Below are 16,686 nucleotides of genomic sequence, written 5' to 3'. Positions count from 1 at the left end.
CTCTCGGCCTCAGAGCTGGTCGACGGGCACCTGTTCGTCGGCCAGCCGATCGGCGCTGACTTCCTTGCCGATGAGGGCGCGGAGCTCGTCGCCGTAGTCCCAGACATTGACGTTCATGGCCGCGGTGACCGTGCCGTCGCGATGCCAGAAGACGATGAATTCGCCGCTGGACTCGTCACCGCGGATGATGACGTCGTCCGCGGGGTCTCCGCGTCCGACGTATTCCATTCCGAGGTCGAACTGGTCGGTGTAGAAGTACGGCTGCCAATCGTAGGCCTTGGTCCCGCCGCTGATCGTCGAGGCCGCTACCTCGGCCTGGCGAACGGCATTGTCCCAGTGCTCGACGCGCAGACGTTCACCGCGCAGAACGTTCTGCGCGTCTGCGATATCGCCGATGGCGAGGATACTGCCGTCGGAGGTGCGCATCTGTTCGTCGACGATGACGCCGTTGTCGGTCGCCAATCCCGCCGAGGAGGCGAGATCGATGGCAGGATCGGCGCCGATTCCGATCACGACGAGATCGGCGGGAACACTCCCGGCGGTCGTCTCGACGCCCTCGACCGCGGAGTCACCGGTGAACGCGGTCGTCTCCGCGTTCTTGAGGAAGTTCACGCCGTTCTTGCGGTGCAGGTCCTCGAAGTGCTCTCCGAGCTGTTGTCCGAGGACGGTTGAGAGTGGGGGAGCGTCAGTGTGGAGGATCACCGTGACATCGCAGCCGTGGGACTTCGCCGCTGCCGCGACTTCGAGGCCGATCCAACCGCCGCCGATGACAGCGACCTTCTTGCCGTCGCCGAACTGGGAGCGGATGGCCACGGCGTCCCCGGCATCGCGGAGGGTGTGGACGTTGCCCAGCTGAGCGCCGGGGACATCGAGTGTGCGGGGTACGGCCCCGGTTGCGAGGATCGCCTGACCATACGCCAATTCCCGTCCGTCATCGAGGGTGAGGGTCTGAGTGTCTGTGTCGATGGAATTCACCGAGGTGCCGAAGAACGTCGAGACATCGTGAGCGGAGTACCAGTCTTCGCCGCGGAGTGCCGAATCGGCAGGATCCGACCCTTCGATCATCACCTTCTTCGACAGGTCCGGCCGATAGTACGGCGCCGCAGGATCGGCGCCGACGAGCGCGATCTGTGCCGTGTAGCCGGCGTCGCGCAGGGATTCGACCACGGTGCCTCCTGCCAGTCCTGCGCCGATGACGACTGTTCCGAATTCGTCTGCCATTGTCGGTCCTTTCGTAGAGGGGACTCTCTGTCGACTGTACTCGCAGAGTTCACCCGACTCCACCGGATCCGCTCCAGGTGACGGCTGTGCCGATCGACCGATGTCTGCGGCCGCGCGTTTTTGGTCTGCAGCCGGGTGCAGGCGTAAGCTGACTGTGGTCAGGGGCTATAGCTCAGTTGGTAGAGCGTCTCGTTCGCAATGAGAAGGTCAGGGGTTCGATTCCCCTTAGCTCCACACATCGCCCGGTCGCCTCGTTCGATGCCGAATCCCGCGTTGAGGTTCTCATGCCATCGGGAGCAGGCTCTGCGGCAGGAGACATGGCGAAGTGAACAGACTGAGGGCGGACGTGGAATGAAGACGGCGATCATGACCGGCATCCTGGGTCTTGCCGGCGTCGCCCACTTCTCCCGGCCCGATCTCTTCGACTCCATCGTCCCGCCTCGTTTGGGCAACCCGCGATTCTGGACCTATGCCAGCGGCATCGCTGAGCTCGGCTGTGCAGGACTGTTGGCCAACCCGGCCACCCGGCGCCTCGGCGGTGCCGCATCTGCCGCGCTCATGGTCGGCGTCTTCCCCGCCAATATCTACACAGTGGTCCAACACTGGGACAACCCGAAGGGCCGAGCAATCGCCTGTGCGAGGCTGCCGCTGCAGATCCCGCTGGTGTGGGCTGCGGCCGCGATTGCCGCTGACACCGACTGAATCCTCTGCAGCCGCTCCCTGCGTGCCGGACCACGTCGCAGAGCGAACCCGTACCGGCCGGGCTTCGGGTCATCTGTTGCAGGCCCTCACCAACCGTGACATATTCGATTCATGGTGGAGAGATTCCCGATCGACATCCGTGCTGTGGCCGGAATGCACTTCTCCGCGGCCACGGCCGCCTTTCAGATCGAAGGCGCACGCACCGCAGACGGTCGCGGTCGCAGCATCTGGGATGACTTCGTCGATGCACCCGGCAATGTCATCGACGGCAGCACTGCCGAACCCGGCCCCGACAGCTACCACCGCGTCGACGACGACATCGGTCTGCTGGCCGACCTCGGCGTCGACCGGTACCGCTTCTCCATCTCGTGGACCCGGGTCATCCCGAACGCAGGCACGGATGCCTCGGTGAACCCGGCCGGACTCGACTACTACGATCGGCTCGTCGACGGACTGCTCGTTGCCGGGATCACCCCGGAACCGACGCTCTACCACTGGGACCTGCCGGTCGCACTCGAGACGGACGGCGGGTGGCTCAACCGAGACACGGCCTCCCATTTCGGCGACTATGCGGCGGTAGTGGCCGGTCGCCTCGGCGATCGAGTCCGCCACTGGTACACGATCAACGAACCCGCATCGACATCACTGCAGGGCTATGCGCTGGGGGAGTTGGCACCCGGGCGCAATCTGCTCTTCGATTCCCTGCCCACCGTCCACCACCAACTGCTGGCACACGGGATCGCCGCGCCCATCCTGCGAGAACACGGCGCAGTTCAGGCCGCACCGACGCTCAACCACAGTCTCGTTCTACCTGCTTCCCGAGCAGCCGACGACCAGGCCGCGGCCGGCCTGCTCGACGGAATCCTCAACCGGCTCTTCGCCGACCCGCTGCTCCTGGGCACCTATCCCGACCTCAGTGCCTTCGGCGTCGAGCTGCCCGTGGCGGACGGCGATATGGAACTCATCTCAGCACCGAATGAGGTCTACGGCTTCAACTACTACAACCCGACAACCGTCCGTGCCTGTGCAGGACCGATTCCATTCGAGATGGTGCCGACCCCCGGAGCACCCGTGACCGGGTTCGGTCCCATGTGGCCGATCCGCCCGGATACGATGCGCGACTTCCTCATCGACATGGACCGCCGCTACGAATCCGCGCTCCCGCCGATCATCATCACCGAGAACGGGGCGTCATTTCCCGAACCGGAGACCACGACCGCGGAGCTCAGCGATACCGCGCGGATCGACTATCTGCGCGGCCACCTCGGTGCAGTGATCGATGCCAAGGCCGCGGGCGTGCGCATCGACGGATATACCGTCTGGTCGCTGCTGGACAATTTCGAATGGGCCGACGGATGGAGCCAGCGCTTCGGCCTCGTCCACGTCGATATGCACACCGGAACGCGAACGCCGAAGGCCTCCTACCGCTGGTATCGGGATCTCATCTCCGCGGCCCGGTCATGAGCACCCTCAGCCCACCACCTCACCGAGGCGGCTCTGCCTCTCGCGCACGCGTCTCACCGTGGTGGATGGTGTGGTTCACCCTCGCCTGGCTGGCGATCTGGACGGTGCAGCTGACACCGATCCAGCTTCTCCTGCCCCTGCAGCTCGACACTCAGAGCGGACACTGGATCGACGGGGTCATCTGGTCCGGGCTCGTGCTCTCAGCCGGAGGCCTGGCCGGAATCATCGCAGCGCCTGTGGCCGGACGGCTCTCCGACCGCACTCGATCCCGTTTCGGCAGGAGACGCCCCTGGGCGATCGGAGGATCGCTGCTGGCCGCGTTCGGCCTCGTGCTCACCGGCATTGCCGAGGGACCGCTGCTGGTCGGCGCCGCCTGGGTGGTCACCTCGGTCGGTGTGTCCGTGACATCGTCGGCACTGACCGCGCTCATCGCCGATCAGCTCGATGACCAGCGCGGTGCGGCGTCGGCGGCGGCCAGCTCGGCTCAAGCCGTCGGAGTCGTCGTCGGCGTCGCCGCGATCGTGCTGCTGGGTCTGAGCACCGGCGCATCGTACGCGGTGCTGGCCGGATTCATCCTCGTCATCGGCACGGTCACCGCGATTCTGCTGCCCGATCCGCCTCTGCCGCACACAGCCGTGCTCGAGTTCCACGCCCGTCGCGAACTCATCCGGCCGCGGGTGTCCTCGCTCGTCGACCCGAGCTTCACCCGGCTGCTCATCAGCCGATTCATCGTCAATGTCGGCAATGCCTTCGGCACGTCGCTGCTGCTGTTCTTCCTGCTCTACGGAATCACGATCCCGGCCGGCGACGCAGAGAACAGCCTGCTCATCCTCATCGTCATCTACACCGTCTTCGTGGTGGCCGCCTCGGTGCTCGTCGGCATGGTCACGGACAGACGAGGCAGCCGACGCGTCTGGACAGTCATCGCCGCACTCGTCCAAGCTTGTTCGGGAATCATCATCCTCATCAGTCCAGATTTCACCACGACGGCGGTGGCGGCCGGAGTCATGGGCGCCGGATACGGTGCCTATATGGCGGTCAGCCTCGCACTGGCCACGGACCTGCTGCTCGACCCGGATGACCACGCCCGCGATCTCAGTCTGGTCAACAGCTCCGCGAATCTCGGACAGCTGATCGGCCCGCTCCTGGGGGCCGGACTCGTTGCTTTGGTCGGCGGATTCTGGCTGCTCTTCGCCGCGGCGGCAGTCGTCTCCGTGCTCGGGGCAGTTCTCACGCTGACAGTGCATCCCTCACGTGCGGTGCTGCGAGCTCCGCAGTCGGGCTGAGAGACTTCCGCACATTCGGTCGGATGTGTGGTCAGGACAGACCGAGAAGCTTTCCGCTCTTCGACAGCTCCGGATCCGTGCAGGATGACAGGTCGAAGCAGCAGGGACGTCGTTTGCCTGTTTCGAGTTTCGAGATCGCGACGTCGACTCGGCGTGCACGCGTATCGGCGTTCTTCGTCGCCTTGATCCACCGCACCCATTCCCACCGGGCCATCGGCGTGAGGCTGTCCCAGACATCGTCGAGATCGCCGGCGGCATCAAGAGCCGTACGGAGGTCCGCGGGCACCGTCACTTCCGGCCAGGTCTTCGTCGGCGTCACGCCGACTTCGACGTCGGCACCTTCCTTCGCCCCGAGCGTCTCCCACTGGTCCTCATCGAGACTGATCCAATGGCCGCGTCGACCGTCGGGTTCGATGACAGTGCTGAAGTCGATGCCGTCGAGGGTGCCGTCGACGGCGACCTGTCCGCGGGAGGGCAGTCGATCGCTGGCGTCCTGGGGCAGGCGCAGTATCGGGCGGTCGCCCAGTACCTCGGTGGTCGCTGTGAACGTGACGTCGGCAGTCGTGGTGGTCATGGTGACTCCTCATGGAACGGGCGGTCGGGTCCGGACACTCGAATTCGATTGAAGCGATGACTTTCACAATAGCCGCCCGAGGCTGGGCTGACTTCTCGATTCCTGATGAGTTCGCCCGCCTCGGGAACACGACGGACCGGCAGTTCTCATTCCTGCCGGTCCGCGCGGGACGCTGAAGGATCGGTAGTCCTCGCAGCCGCTGGTGGCGGTTCAGCCGATCGAGCGACCGACCCAATCCGGTCGCTCCGTGGTGATCTGTGAGATCCGGTCGGCCACGGTGTCCGGGAAGGGCACGACTCGGTCCGTCGTCTGGTCGACGTGGAGGGCCATGATCTCCTCGGTGGACACGAGTCGGTCCCCGACAAACATCTCATAGGCGAAGTGCAGCTTCTTGTCTCCGGCACTGACGAGATGCGGAACGACGGTGAGTCGATCGCCGAGCGCCGCCTCGTCGAGATAGCGGATATGGGATTCGACCGTGTACAGGGATGCCTTCTGCGATTCCCGGTAGCCGGCGTCGAGTCCGAGCTGATCCATCACCTGATCGGTGGCGAAGCCGAAGACGAGGACGTAGAACGCCTCGGACATGTGCCCGTTGTAGTCGATCCACTCGGGGGCGACCTCGGTGCTGTAGGTGTTGAGCTGCGATTCCGAAGCGGTCGTCGACGTCGATGCGGACTGCGGGGGAGCAGGCACCGCGGTGGCGGGCAACTGCGAGGTCAGCCGACGCAGCGCGATGATCCCGGCGTCACGATGAGCCACGAGGTCGGCGATCGAACGCTCACCGGCTTCGATATCGCAGCCGGCCACAACATCGTCGCGCAGCTGCTGGCTGAGCTCGGGTGCGCTCAGACGGGTCCACGGAGACTTCAGCGAAGGTCCGAAGTGATCGAGCATATGAGCCATTCCACCCTCGCCGCCGGCGAGGTGGAACGTGAGCATCGGTCCCTGGAACGGCCACCGCAGTCCGGGGCCGTCGGTGATCGAGCGGTCGATCTGTTCGACCGTGGCTTCACCCTGGGCGACCATATGAAGGGCCTCCCGCCACTGCGCCTCCTGCAGACGGTTGGCGATGAAGCCGGGGACTTCTCGGTCCATGCGGATGACGGACTTGCCGATGTGGGTGAAGAAGTCAGCGGCCCAGTCGACGGCCGCCGCCGAGGTGGACTGACCGCCGACGACCTCGACCAAGGGGATGAGGTAGGGCGGGTTGAACGGGTGGCCGACGACGAGGCGCTCGGGGTGGGCCGCCTCGGTGGCCATCTCGGTCATGGAATATCCCGAGGTCGACGAGCTGATGACGATATTCGGCGGGCAGAGCCCATCGATCTGGGCCAGCAGCCCGCGCTTGAGCGCGAGATCTTCGGGAGCGGACTCCTGGACGAAACCGGTGCCGGTGATCGCCTCGGCGAGATCGGTGTGGATCGACCATGCGGTCTGGTCGGCTCCCTCGACCATGTCGAGCTCGGCCAGGGCCGGCCATGCCGCGTCGAGGAGCCGTGTGAATTTGTCTCCGGCGTCCGGGGCGGGGTCCCAGATCTTCACCCGGAAGCCCTGAGCGAGGAAGTACGCGGCCCAACCGCCGCCGATGGTTCCCGCGCCGACGCAGGTGACGGTGTCGATCGCGGCGAAGTCGGGGAAGGCAGGTGAGTCGGGAACGGGGTCTGCGGGGGTGGAGTCGGTCACAGGTCACCTCCGGTGATGGTCGGGGTCTGCACGCGCAGGTCGAGGATCTCGCGGGCCTCGTCCGGGGTGGCCACGGCCGCCCCGAGGCTCTCGATGATGTCGACGGCGCGCGCGGTGAGGTCGGCGTTCGTGGCCTTGACACCCTTGGACATGTAGAGGTTGTCCTCGAGCCCGACACGAGCATGACCGCCGGCGAGCACGGAGTGGGCGACCCACGGCAGCTGATTGGCGCCGATGGCGAACGACGTGAATTGGGCGCCCTTGGGCAGCATATTCACCATTGCCCCCAGCAGGCCCGGATCGGCGGGAGCGCCGTAGGGGATGCCCATGCACAGCTGGTACAGCGGCGGGGCATCGATGAGGCCCTCCTCGACGAGGACGTTGGCGAACCACAGATTGCCGGTGTCGAAGATCTCCATCTCCGGACGCACGCCCAACGTCTGGATCCGCTTCGACCCTTCGCGCAGCATGTCAGGGGTCGAGACGTAGAGGTTCGACCCTTCGCCGAAGTTGAGGCTGCCGCAGTCGATCGTGCAGATCTCGGGCAGCAGCTCCTCGACATGGGGGAGTCGGTCGAAGGCGTTGATGAGGTCGGTGCCCGGCATCGTGGTCAGGGGGTCCTGCGGGTCGATGACGAGGTCACCGCCCATTCCGGCGGTGAGGTTGATGACGGGGTCGACGTCGGAGGCGCGGATGCGGCGGACGACCTCGCGGTAGTAGGCGACCTCGCGTGAGCCCTGTCTGGTCTCGAGATCGCGGACATGGATGTGGACGACCGAGGCGCCGGCGCGGGCTGCTGCGATCGCGTCGTCGGCGATCTCTTCGGGTGTGACGGGAACGTGCTCGCTCTTGCCGGTGGTGTCTCCGGCGCCGGTGACGGCACAGGTGAGGATGACCTTGCGGTTCATGATGACTCCTTGGATGGATCGGTGTTGGTGGCTGGCATTGCGGTGGTCTTGGTTGGGCGTTCAGAGGTGGTCGGTGTGGCTGTTGTGGTCGGTGTGGCCGGTGCGGGCGACGGATGCCTGATCGAGCGGTCGAGGTAGGTGCGCAGTCGCTGTGCGAAGGTGTCCGTGTCCATCACTCCGGTGAGCACCTTGATGCCGAGGCCGTCGAGCAGAGAGGTGAGTTCATCGGCCATGGCTCGCGGGTCGCCGGAGCGGAAGCGGCCGGTGCGCTGCCCGTCCTCGATCGTCGTCTGCACGGTCTTCGACCAGCGTTCATAGCTGAGCGGATAGTTCGACAACGTCGAGTCCTCGAGCGACAGCCGAGCCCAGGTCTGCAGCCAGATCGACCATTCGCCGCGTTCGGTGCGTCCCAGCGGCGACTGCAGCTCGAGCAGCCGGTCGAGTCTCAGGGCCGGATCGTCGATGTCGTCGAGCCAGGCGATCTGCCGGTCGAAGGCGAGCTTGACCGAGTAGTCGAGGGCGGCGTCGAAGAGGTCGGATTTGTTCGCAAAGTAGTAGTGAACGCTCGCGGTCGAGACCTCGCAGGCCGCGGCGACGTCGGCAATGCGCACCGCATCGAAGCCGCGACGGCCGAACAGCGTCCACGCCGCCTCGACGATGGTGCGCTTCGGTGTCTCCTCCTCGGACGCGTCGGCGGCGTGGCTCGTCTGCTTCGGCGGCAGCGCGGACACCTGTGACTCGTCACCGAGGATCCACCGAACGGTCACCCCGGTGGCCGTGGCCAAGCCGAGGAGCTCCTCGGCGGTGAACCGGCGACGACCGGACAGAGCTTTGGACAGCTTCGTCTCGTCGATGCCGATGGACTCGGCAACGCGTCTCTGGGACAGGCCGCTGCGGCCGATGGCTCGGCGTGCCCGGTCCGCAGTCGCCTCGGGAAGCTGATCACCGCTCATGGGGCGAACCTACCCCAGTCGGACAGCGGATCGCAAGATCAGATGACTGAAAATCAAAACTTGCGATCAGACTGTGGTTTCACCCACAGTCGCGCGTATGCCGTTAATGTCGTACACGGTGGGAGATCCCCATCATGACCGAGTCCGCCGAGGAGCACCCATGACCGACAGTCTTCATTCCCGCATGCACGTCGTCTCCGATGAGACCCGAAACCTCGTGAACCTCGTACTCGAGTACTCGCGCCGTCGGACTCTGGCCGAGGACACCCCCCTCGACCATCCGACATCGGAGGCCGAGCTGCGTCGACTGGCCGGACCCACCGTCACCGAGGAAGGTCTGGGGTCAGCTCGGGCGTTGGCGATCTTCGAGCACATCTTCGCCCCCGCCTGCATCTCCACCGATCATCCGAAGTACCTGTCGTTCATCCCCAGCGCACCGACGAAGGCCGCGGTGGCCTTCGACCTCGTCGTCTCCGCCAGTGCCCTCTACGGCGGGTCATGGCTCGAAGGCGCCGGAGTCGTCCACGCCGAGAATGAAGTCCTGCGGTGGCTGGCCGGCGAATTCGGTCTGCCGGCGGGCGCCGGCGGAGTGTTCGTCCAAGGCGGCACGATCGGCAACCTCTCCGCGCTCGTCGCCGCCCGCAGCGCCCAGAAGGAGAAGCTCGGCGAGGCTCGGCCGGGACGTTGGGCGATCGTGTGCAGCGCCGAGGCTCATTCGTCGGTCGCCTCCGCGGCCGAAGTCATGGATGTCGACATCGCCCCGGTGGCCACCGGGGCGGACGGGATCCTGCGGCCCGACGGAGTGCGCGAGGCCCTGATCGAGCACGGGGATGCCGTGATTGCGGTGGTGGCCACCTCGGGGACGACGAACTTCGGCACGATCGACGATATCGCCGGCATCGCCGCGCTCAAGGACGAATTCGACTTCTGGCTCCATATCGACGGTGCCTACGGTCTGGCCGCGATGCTCTCACCGCGGGCACGCCACAAGTTCGCCGGGGTGGAGCGGGCCGATTCGCTCATCGTCGACCCCCACAAATGGCTCTTCGCTCCCTTCGACGCGTGTGCGCTCCTCTACCGGGACCCGAATTCGGGGCGGCGAGCGCATACGCAGAAGGCCGAGTATCTCGATACGCTCACCGACGCCCAGGACTGGAGTCCCTCGGACTTCGCTATCCAGCTCACGCGCCGGCCGCGCGGGCTGCCTCTGTGGTATTCGCTGGCCAGCTATGGTGCCGAAACCTATCGGGAGGCGATCGGCCATTCGATCGATCTTGCGCGCGAGATCGCCACGGAGATCAAGCACCGAGAGCATCTGCGACTCGTGCGCGAACCCGAACTCTCAGTCGTCGTGTTCGAGCGTGACGGTTGGCAGCGGTCGGACTATGACGCGTGGTCGGATCGCCTGCTCGAGGACCAGCGGGCCTTCGTGGTGCCGAGCTCGCACCAGGGGCGACCGAATGCCAGGTTCGCCATCGTCAATCCGCTGACGACGTTCGACGATCTCACCGACATCCTCGATTCGATGGAGTGAGCTCACGCGTCGGACGTGTGGTCCGTCCCTCTCCGAGGACTATGCGGAGGTGACGGCAAGTCAGTCCGCGGGGACATCCTCGGCGCCGGCCTCAGGCGTCGGCCGGGGGCGGAGCTCGACGGTGAAAGCGGGAAGCAGGGCCTGGGTGATCGGGCCGATGCCCAGCGCATAGAGGACTGTGCCGACGCCGACGACCCCGCCGAGCAGCCAACCGACGGCGACGACGCTGACCTCGATGAGGGTGCGCACCAGCCGGATCGACCTTCCGGTCACTCGGGACAGCCCCGTCATCAGTCCATCGCGCGGACCCGGCCCGAACTGGGAGCCGATGTACATCGCCGAGGCGGCGCCGTTGAGGACGACGCCGGTGACCATGAGTGCGATGTTCCACCCCAGTTCCTCGGGGCGGGGAAGGAACAGGCGGGTGAGATCGAGTGCGGGGCCGACGAGGAGGGCGTTGAGGATCGTGCCGATGCCGGGCTGTTGACGCAGCGGGATCCAGATGAGGAGCACGAGAAACGCGAGAATGGTGATGATGGTGCCGAAGGTCAGCGGCACGTGGTTCTGGATGCCGGAGTGCAGGACGTCCCAGGGCATCATGCCCAAACCGGCGTTGACCATCATCGCCATCGAGGCGCCGAAGAGATAGAGGCCGAGGATGAGTTGGGGCAGGCGTCGCCACAGCCGTCCGCCGCGCAGCTGTGTGATGGGACCGACATTGGCCAGCTGACGTTTCGGTGCTCTCATCTTCGTCATCCGGTGGCTTTCTCTATGGTGCGATCAAAGGGACAACACCATCATGGCGCAAATTGGTCTTGCGTGAAATAGCCACTTGCAGGAAAGTGGTCTTATGAGGTCCGAATCATGAGCACACTGGTAATGGGCGCCAAACGCCTCGTGGGCATCATCGGGGACGGCCCATGGAAAACGCCTGCTTTCGAATCCCTGGCCGCCGCGGTGGCTGCGGCGATCACCGACGGACGACTGCCGGTGGGAGCCAGGCTGCCCAGCGAACGCGAACTCGCAACCGCCACCGGTCTGTCGCGGACGACGACGGGTCGCGCCTACGCTCAGCTGCGGGAACAGGAGTACATCCTCACCCGCCGCGGCTCCGGCAGTGTCGTTCAGTTGCCCAGCGTCCCCGGCGGCCGCATCGACCATCTGCTCTCACCTGCCGGCGCGGATGAGACGGAGATCGACCTCACCTGCACCGCACCGTTCGCCGCTCCGGACATCCTCGACGCCTACGACCAGGCACTAACGCGTTTGGGCGCGTACCTCCCGGGCACCGGATACTATCCGTCCGGGCTGCCGGTCCTGCGCGAGATCATCGCCGACCGCTATACCCAGCGAGGCGCACCGACCGACCCCGACCAGATCCTCATCACCTCGGGGGCTCTCGGCGGTGCGGCCATCGCCGTCCGCGCCCTTCTCGCCATAGAACCGCATGAAGTCGGCCGCCTCGGCGGGACTCGGTCGACATCGCGAGTGCTCGTCGAAAGCCCGACTTACCCGAATGCGATCGCCACTCTCGAAGGGGCGGGCGCCACGCTCGTGACCTATCCGCTCGAGTTCGGGCCCCAGGGACACCACTGGGACATCGACGCCATGGACCAGCTCATGGGGCAGATGCGTCCGCGCAGCTCGTATCTCATTCCCGACTTCCATAATCCGACCGGCGCCCTCCTGCCCGAAGATCGGCGTCGCGATCTGGCGGAGGTACTGCGCCGGAATCGAGTGGTCCCCGTCTTCGACGAATCTCTCGTCGAACTGGGATTGGAGGACGGCACAGTGCCGACTCCGATGTCCGCGCTGATCCCTGACTCGGTGACGGTGGGCAGCGTGAGCAAGGTCTATTGGGGAGGGCTTCGCATCGGATGGATGCGCATTCCCCGCCACCGAGTGGACCATTTCGCCTCTTCTCGACTCGGGCTCGATCTCGGAGCGCCGGTTCTCGAACAGCTCGTCACGGTCGAACTCATGGAGAACCACGACGCGATCGTCGCCGACTGCCGCTCCCGCCTCAGAGCTGCCCGCGACAAGCTCGCCGCGCAGGTGAAGTCGTGGCTGCCCGAGTGGAAGCTCATCGTCCCAGCAGGCGGTATGGCACTGTGGGCCGAACTGCCGGAGGCACGTTCCGGGGTGCTCTCGATCGCCGCGAGGAACCATGGCCTTCGCCTCGTCGCCGGGCCGAACTTCGCTCCGGCCGGTGGTCTCGATCGGTGGGTGCGACTGCCCTTTACGGTGACGGAAAGCGAACTTGAAGAGGTCGGACCGCGCTTGGCCACTGCATGGGAGGAAGCCAAATCGATGAACGGACGAGGGCCGACCGACCGGGCCCGCATCGTAGCGTGAACACCCCATGCACGGGCAGAGAACCTGAGTACGATGAAAATATGGGACACGACAACGGACTCAGTCATGACGAACAGTACTCGACGGCGACGACAGTCGAGGAGTTCCGCACCAACGTCGCCGAGGTGGAACGCCGGATCGCCGCGGCCGCCGAACGCGCCGGCCGGGACATTACCGACATCGAACTGCTGCCCGTGAGCAAAACCGTTCCCCAGGAGCGCATCCGCTTGGCCGTTGCCGCGGGCTGCACGAAGTTGGGAGAGAACAAGGTACAGGAGGCCCACCGCAAGGCAGAGGAGATGTCTGACCTGGACATCGACTGGGCTGTCATCGGGCACCTCCAGTCGAACAAGGCGAAGTTCGTCGCCCAGTTCGCCTCGGAATTCCAGGCCCTCGACCGTCTCAAGGTCGCCCGAGCCCTCGACCGCAGACTCCAAGGGGAGGGACGCACCCTCGACGTGTACGTCCAGGTCAACACCTCCGCCGAGGACTCGAAGTTCGGAATGCCCCCGGAAGAGCTCCTCGGGTTCCTCAAAGAAGTACGGGCCTTCGACTCCCTCAACGTGCAGGGGCTGATGACACTGGCTCTGTTCTCCTCGGACATCGACCGCGTCCGCCCCTGCTTCCAGATGCTGCGCAGCCTGCGTGACCAGGTGCGAGAGACCGATCCCGATCTGCTCGGTCCGGGCCGGCTGTCGATGGGCATGTCCGGCGACTTCGAAGTCGCCATCGAGGAGGGCGCGAACTGCGTCCGCGTCGGCCAGGCGATCTTCGGCAAGAGGGCGTTGCCGGATTCCTACTATTGGCCCGAAGCTGACTGAGCGGCCGATCTCCGTGCCGACTCCTCGTCGGGAGTTCGGACGTGACATGCCCTCCGCACAGATGAATTCGGAAGCCGTCCTCAGCTCCTCGGTACAGACACTCTGGTGGTTCGGCGGCGCTGTGCTCGGGGTCGTCCTCGGTGCAGGCATCGGCGGCTTCGCTGCTATGGCTGAATCTGCCGTGACACCGTGCCTCATCGCACTGCTCTTCCTCACGTTCCTCGAGATCCCCTTCGACGCGGGTATGCGCGCGATTCGCGACCTGCCTCTTCTCGCAGCGACGGCAGCCTTGAATTTCTTCGTCGTGCCACTGGTCGTCGCTGGTCTCATCGCAGTCTTCGACATCGCCGACCCGCTGCTGCCGGCAGTGCTCATCGTGCTGCTGTGTCCCTGTATCGACTACGTCATCGCCTTCACACGTGCTGCCGGGGGCGCCGCAGATCGACTGCTGATGCTCACTCCCGTGCTCATGATCGCTCAGCTGTTGCTGCTGCCGGTGATGCTCTGGGCGGTCTCCGGAGGTCGCCTGAGCATCGATCTGCCTATTCGCCCACTAGTCGGCGCACTGCTGCTGTTCATCATCCTTCCGCTCACAGCCGCTATCGTCGTCCGCCGTATTGTCCGTCGAACTCCGAGACTGGAACGTCCTCTCGCCGCGACCGCACGCCTGATGGATCCCGTCATGGCGCTGACCCTGCTCGTCATCACTGCCTCAGTCACCCCGCTGATCGCCGGGTCTGCCGGACAGCTGGGGACTGCGGCCATCGTCTTCGTTCTCTTCGCGGTCATCATGACCATGCTCGGATGGTTCGTCACCCGGGTGCTGCACATCGGCCCGCGGCGATCGCGAGCCGTCATTCTGTCGGGCGTCACGCGCAATTCCCTGGTCATGCTTCCGATCGTGCGTGCGATCACCGGTGAGAGAATCGGTCCCGCCGGCGTCGTGACACAGACTCTCATCGAGCTGCTCGTGCTCATCGTCCTCGTCCGTGTGCTGCCTCGTCTGGTCCCCGACATTGCCGTGACCGAAAACCGCTAGTAATCGGTCTCATGCGGGCCCACAATGGAACTATGTTCACGTCCGACCAGTGCTATCAGGCAGTCACCTCCCGCGACAGACGATTCGACGGGATGTTCTTCACTGCTGTGCGCACGACCGGGATTTTCTGCCGCCCGTCCTGCCCGGCGAGGACTCCGCGGCGAGAGAACGTGGACTTCTTCGTGACCGCTGCGGCTGCGGCGGATGCCGGTTTCCGTGCCTGCCGACGGTGCCGCCCGGATGCCAGTCCGAATTCCCCGCAATGGGACACTCGCGGTGACCTAGTGGCCCGCGCCATGCGGCTCATCCGCGACGGTGCCGTCGACCGCGGAGGAGTCGATGCCCTCTCCGACGAACTGGGCTACAGCACTCGTCAGCTCGGGCGGCTCATTCATGCCGAACTCGGTGCCGGGCCTCTGGCACTGGCGCGTACGGAACGGGTCCGGACCGCCCGGACGCTCATCGAAGCCACATCGATGCCGATGAGCGACATCGCCTTCGCCGCCGGTTTCTCCAGCATCCGTCAGTTCAACGACACCTTCCGCGCGATGTATTCGATCAGTCCACGGCAGCTGCGCAAAGCAGGTGCCGAGCAATCGGTGGCCGATGAGCTGGTCCTCAGGCTCGCTTATCGTCCGCCGTTCGATTTCGCGCATCTGCTCGAGTATCTCGCGGTGAGAGCCGTGACTGGGATCGAAGACGTCTCGGACGACGCGTATACCCGGTCGATGAGGTTGGCTCACGGGCCTGCGGTGATTACGGTGCGGCAGGGTGCTGGGGACTTCGTCGACTGTCGTCTCCGCTTGGCCGATACTCGCGATCTCGGCAGCGCCGTCGCCCGCGTCCGCCGACTCCTCGACCTCGATGCCGATCCCGAGGCGATTGCCGAGACTCTGCGGTCCGCAGGTCTGCGCAGCCTCGTCGACGAATATCAGGGAATCCGTTCGCCGGGCAGCAGCGACTCCGTCGAACTGGCGTTGCGGACCGTGCTCGGACAGCAGATCTCTTTGGCCGCAGCCCGGACACACCTGGAACGCCTCGTCGCACAGACCGGAGAACCGCTGCCGAAAGAGATGGTTCTCGGCCGAGTCGACAGAGTCTTTCCCACCGCCGATGCGATCGCTGCGGTCCCCGCATCCGATTGGGCTCTGCCGGCGAGTCGGATCCGGACGATCCACGCTCTGTCGGTCGCTTTGGCCGACGGCAGTGTCGACCTCGGCGCCGGCAGCGACCGTGAGGAAGCGAGCCGGAACCTGCTGGCACTGCCCGGAATCGGTCCGTGGAGCAACGGCTATATTCGCATGCGCGCCTTAGGCGACCCCGACGTCTTCATGGACTCCGACCTCGGCGTGAAGAAGGCCCTTGCCGAGCTCGATGAGACCTCAGCAACCAGCGCCGATTGGAAGGAGATAGCAATGAACTGCAGTCCGTGGCGCTCCTACCTCACGCACCTCCTGTGGGCTCATCATGCTCGCAGCACTACAACCTGACAGCTGCACCGAACGAATCTGACGACCGATGACCCACTTACACGAAGGACATGCAGACATGACCACGACGAACACGACAATGACTCAACCCGACGCCGCACCGGAACTCAACGTCACCATCGATCTGCCGGCCGCCTCGGCGCCGTTGTATACGGCGATCCTCGACACGGAACTGGGACCGATCCTGCTCACGTCCGACGGGATCCACCTCACGGGCCTCTACTTGGAGGTCTCCGAAGCCATCGATGCTCGGCTCGACCGAGCGTTCGGTGTCGAAGCGACTCCGAAAGACGGCCTCGAGGTCTTCCACCGAACGGAGGCGCAGCTGGGGGAGTACTTCGCAGGTGAGCGCTCCCAGTTCGATCTGCCGTTGGCAGCGAAGGGAACCGAGTTCCAGCGCTCCGTGTGGACGGCTCTGACCCAGATCCCGTACGGCAGCACCGCGGGCTATGGAGAACTGGCCGAAATGTTGGGACGGCCAGGCGCGGCACGTGCCGTGGGCGCCGCCAACGGAAAGAACCCCATCAGCATCGTCGTGCCCTGCCACCGAGTCATCGGCGCGGACGGTTCCATGACCGGCTACGCCTGGGGAGAAGAGAAGAAACGTTACTTACTCACCCTAGAATCGCGCCCCTAATTACTACCTGACGGCG

Annotated in this window: 15 protein-coding genes and 1 tRNA gene; 10 read left to right on the top strand and 6 right to left on the bottom strand. The window is 65.3% G+C overall.

Features of this window, described 5'->3' with window-relative positions; genetic code table 11:
* Window positions 1–9: 9 nt before the first annotated feature.
* Window positions 10–1,221, bottom strand: coding sequence for an NAD(P)/FAD-dependent oxidoreductase (locus AD89_RS0101145; protein WP_025776772.1), 1,212 nt, complete (start codon window positions 1,219–1,221; stop codon window positions 10–12).
* Window positions 1,222–1,382: 161 nt separating this feature from the next.
* Between AD89_RS0101145 and AD89_RS0101140 the strand changes: the two genes are divergently transcribed.
* From AD89_RS0101140 to AD89_RS0101125, 4 genes are all read left to right on the top strand, one after another.
* Window positions 1,383–1,455, top strand: a tRNA-Ala gene (locus tag AD89_RS0101140).
* 117 nt (window positions 1,456–1,572) lie between these two features.
* Window positions 1,573–1,923: a DoxX family protein gene (locus AD89_RS0101135; protein WP_035319612.1), complete on the top strand. Its 351-nt coding sequence runs from the start codon at window positions 1,573–1,575 to the stop codon at window positions 1,921–1,923.
* 111 nt (window positions 1,924–2,034) lie between these two features.
* Window positions 2,035–3,387 carry a GH1 family beta-glucosidase gene (locus tag AD89_RS0101130; protein ID WP_025776770.1) on the top strand — a complete coding sequence of 451 codons (1,353 nt, stop codon included), beginning with the start codon at window positions 2,035–2,037 and terminating at the stop codon, window positions 3,385–3,387.
* A complete protein-coding gene (locus AD89_RS0101125; protein WP_035319611.1) occupies window positions 3,384–4,673 on the top strand; it encodes an MFS transporter in 1,290 nt (429 codons plus the stop codon). The genes AD89_RS0101130 and AD89_RS0101125 overlap by 4 nt, the downstream gene beginning before the upstream one ends.
* A gap of 31 nt (window positions 4,674–4,704) precedes the next feature.
* On the opposite strand, the gene AD89_RS0101120 is transcribed toward AD89_RS0101125, so the two are convergent.
* The 4 genes from AD89_RS0101120 to AD89_RS0101100 all read right to left on the bottom strand — a co-directional run bounded on the left by AD89_RS0101120 (window position 4,705) and on the right by AD89_RS0101100 (window position 8,794).
* Window positions 4,705–5,247: a YdeI/OmpD-associated family protein gene (locus tag AD89_RS0101120; RefSeq protein WP_025776768.1), complete on the bottom strand. Its 543-nt coding sequence runs from the start codon at window positions 5,245–5,247 to the stop codon at window positions 4,705–4,707.
* A 210-nt stretch (window positions 5,248–5,457) separates the two neighbouring features.
* Window positions 5,458–6,933, bottom strand: coding sequence for a 3-hydroxyacyl-CoA dehydrogenase NAD-binding domain-containing protein (locus tag AD89_RS0101110; RefSeq protein WP_025776767.1), 1,476 nt, complete (start codon window positions 6,931–6,933; stop codon window positions 5,458–5,460).
* Window positions 6,930–7,841: a 3-keto-5-aminohexanoate cleavage protein gene (locus AD89_RS0101105; RefSeq protein ID WP_025776766.1), complete on the bottom strand. Its 912-nt coding sequence runs from the start codon at window positions 7,839–7,841 to the stop codon at window positions 6,930–6,932. The genes AD89_RS0101110 and AD89_RS0101105 overlap by 4 nt, the downstream gene beginning before the upstream one ends.
* The gene (locus tag AD89_RS0101100; protein WP_025776765.1) at window positions 7,838–8,794 is read right to left on the bottom strand and encodes a TetR family transcriptional regulator C-terminal domain-containing protein; all 957 of its coding nucleotides are present in this window, start codon (window positions 8,792–8,794) and stop codon (window positions 7,838–7,840) included. The genes AD89_RS0101105 and AD89_RS0101100 overlap by 4 nt, the downstream gene beginning before the upstream one ends.
* A 160-nt stretch (window positions 8,795–8,954) precedes the next feature.
* Between AD89_RS0101100 and AD89_RS0101095 the strand changes: the two genes are divergently transcribed.
* Window positions 8,955–10,328, top strand: coding sequence for a pyridoxal phosphate-dependent decarboxylase family protein (locus tag AD89_RS0101095; RefSeq protein ID WP_025776764.1), 1,374 nt, complete (start codon window positions 8,955–8,957; stop codon window positions 10,326–10,328).
* A 60-nt stretch (window positions 10,329–10,388) separates the two neighbouring features.
* Here AD89_RS0101095 and yczE read toward each other — a convergent pair whose 3' ends face one another.
* Window positions 10,389–11,084 carry a membrane protein YczE gene (gene yczE, locus AD89_RS0101090; RefSeq protein ID WP_025776763.1) on the bottom strand — a complete coding sequence of 232 codons (696 nt, stop codon included), beginning with the start codon at window positions 11,082–11,084 and terminating at the stop codon, window positions 10,389–10,391.
* A gap of 108 nt (window positions 11,085–11,192) precedes the next feature.
* On the opposite strand from yczE, the gene yczR reads away from it, so the two are divergent.
* The 5 genes from yczR to AD89_RS0101065 are packed head-to-tail and all read left to right on the top strand — an operon-like array spanning window position 11,193 to window position 16,670.
* On the top strand, window positions 11,193–12,683 hold the full coding sequence (gene yczR / locus AD89_RS0101085; protein WP_025776762.1) for a MocR-like transcription factor YczR: 1,491 nt from the start codon (window positions 11,193–11,195) through the stop codon (window positions 12,681–12,683).
* Between the two features lie 41 nt (window positions 12,684–12,724).
* Window positions 12,725–13,504 (top strand): YggS family pyridoxal phosphate-dependent enzyme, encoded by a 780-nt coding sequence (locus AD89_RS0101080; protein ID WP_025776761.1) that lies wholly within the window; start codon window positions 12,725–12,727, stop codon window positions 13,502–13,504.
* Window positions 13,505–13,550: 46 nt separating this feature from the next.
* Window positions 13,551–14,543 carry an arsenic resistance protein gene (locus tag AD89_RS0101075; RefSeq protein WP_155807340.1) on the top strand — a complete coding sequence of 331 codons (993 nt, stop codon included), beginning with the start codon at window positions 13,551–13,553 and terminating at the stop codon, window positions 14,541–14,543.
* 32 nt (window positions 14,544–14,575) lie between these two features.
* Window positions 14,576–16,033 carry an AlkA N-terminal domain-containing protein gene (locus tag AD89_RS0101070; RefSeq protein ID WP_025776759.1) on the top strand — a complete coding sequence of 486 codons (1,458 nt, stop codon included), beginning with the start codon at window positions 14,576–14,578 and terminating at the stop codon, window positions 16,031–16,033.
* Between the two features lie 58 nt (window positions 16,034–16,091).
* A complete protein-coding gene (locus AD89_RS0101065) occupies window positions 16,092–16,670 on the top strand; it encodes a methylated-DNA--[protein]-cysteine S-methyltransferase (RefSeq protein ID WP_025776758.1) in 579 nt (192 codons plus the stop codon).
* The last annotated feature ends 16 nt before the right edge of the window (window positions 16,671–16,686 follow it).

Source organism: Brevibacterium sp. VCM10 (assembly GCF_000583215.1).
Classification (GTDB): Bacteria; Actinomycetota; Actinomycetes; order Actinomycetales; family Brevibacteriaceae; genus Brevibacterium; species Brevibacterium linens.
Note: the sequence above shows the minus strand (reverse complement) of the source record. Positions and strands in the feature narration are given on the sequence as shown.

Excerpts from the sequence above, each read along its gene's own strand:
- yczE (WP_025776763.1), bottom strand. The coding sequence starts at position 11,084 with ATGACGAAGATGAGAGCACCGAAACGTCAGCTGGCCAATGTCGGTCCC.
- AD89_RS0101125 (WP_035319611.1), top strand. The coding sequence starts at position 3,384 with ATGAGCACCCTCAGCCCACCACCTCACCGAGGCGGCTCTGCCTCTCGC.
- AD89_RS0101135 (WP_035319612.1), top strand. The coding sequence starts at position 1,573 with ATGAAGACGGCGATCATGACCGGCATCCTGGGTCTTGCCGGCGTCGCC.
- AD89_RS0101065 (WP_025776758.1), top strand. The coding sequence starts at position 16,092 with ATGACCACGACGAACACGACAATGACTCAACCCGACGCCGCACCGGAA.
- AD89_RS0101105 (WP_025776766.1), bottom strand. The coding sequence starts at position 7,841 with ATGAACCGCAAGGTCATCCTCACCTGTGCCGTCACCGGCGCCGGAGAC.
- AD89_RS0101120 (WP_025776768.1), bottom strand. The coding sequence starts at position 5,247 with ATGACCACCACGACTGCCGACGTCACGTTCACAGCGACCACCGAGGTA.
- AD89_RS0101130 (WP_025776770.1), top strand. The coding sequence starts at position 2,035 with ATGGTGGAGAGATTCCCGATCGACATCCGTGCTGTGGCCGGAATGCAC.
- AD89_RS0101075 (WP_155807340.1), top strand. The coding sequence starts at position 13,551 with ATGCCCTCCGCACAGATGAATTCGGAAGCCGTCCTCAGCTCCTCGGTA.
- yczR (WP_025776762.1), top strand. The coding sequence starts at position 11,193 with ATGAGCACACTGGTAATGGGCGCCAAACGCCTCGTGGGCATCATCGGG.
- AD89_RS0101070 (WP_025776759.1), top strand. The coding sequence starts at position 14,576 with ATGTTCACGTCCGACCAGTGCTATCAGGCAGTCACCTCCCGCGACAGA.
- AD89_RS0101080 (WP_025776761.1), top strand. The coding sequence starts at position 12,725 with ATGGGACACGACAACGGACTCAGTCATGACGAACAGTACTCGACGGCG.
- AD89_RS0101100 (WP_025776765.1), bottom strand. The coding sequence starts at position 8,794 with ATGAGCGGTGATCAGCTTCCCGAGGCGACTGCGGACCGGGCACGCCGA.
- AD89_RS0101095 (WP_025776764.1), top strand. The coding sequence starts at position 8,955 with ATGACCGACAGTCTTCATTCCCGCATGCACGTCGTCTCCGATGAGACC.
- AD89_RS0101145 (WP_025776772.1), bottom strand. The coding sequence starts at position 1,221 with ATGGCAGACGAATTCGGAACAGTCGTCATCGGCGCAGGACTGGCAGGA.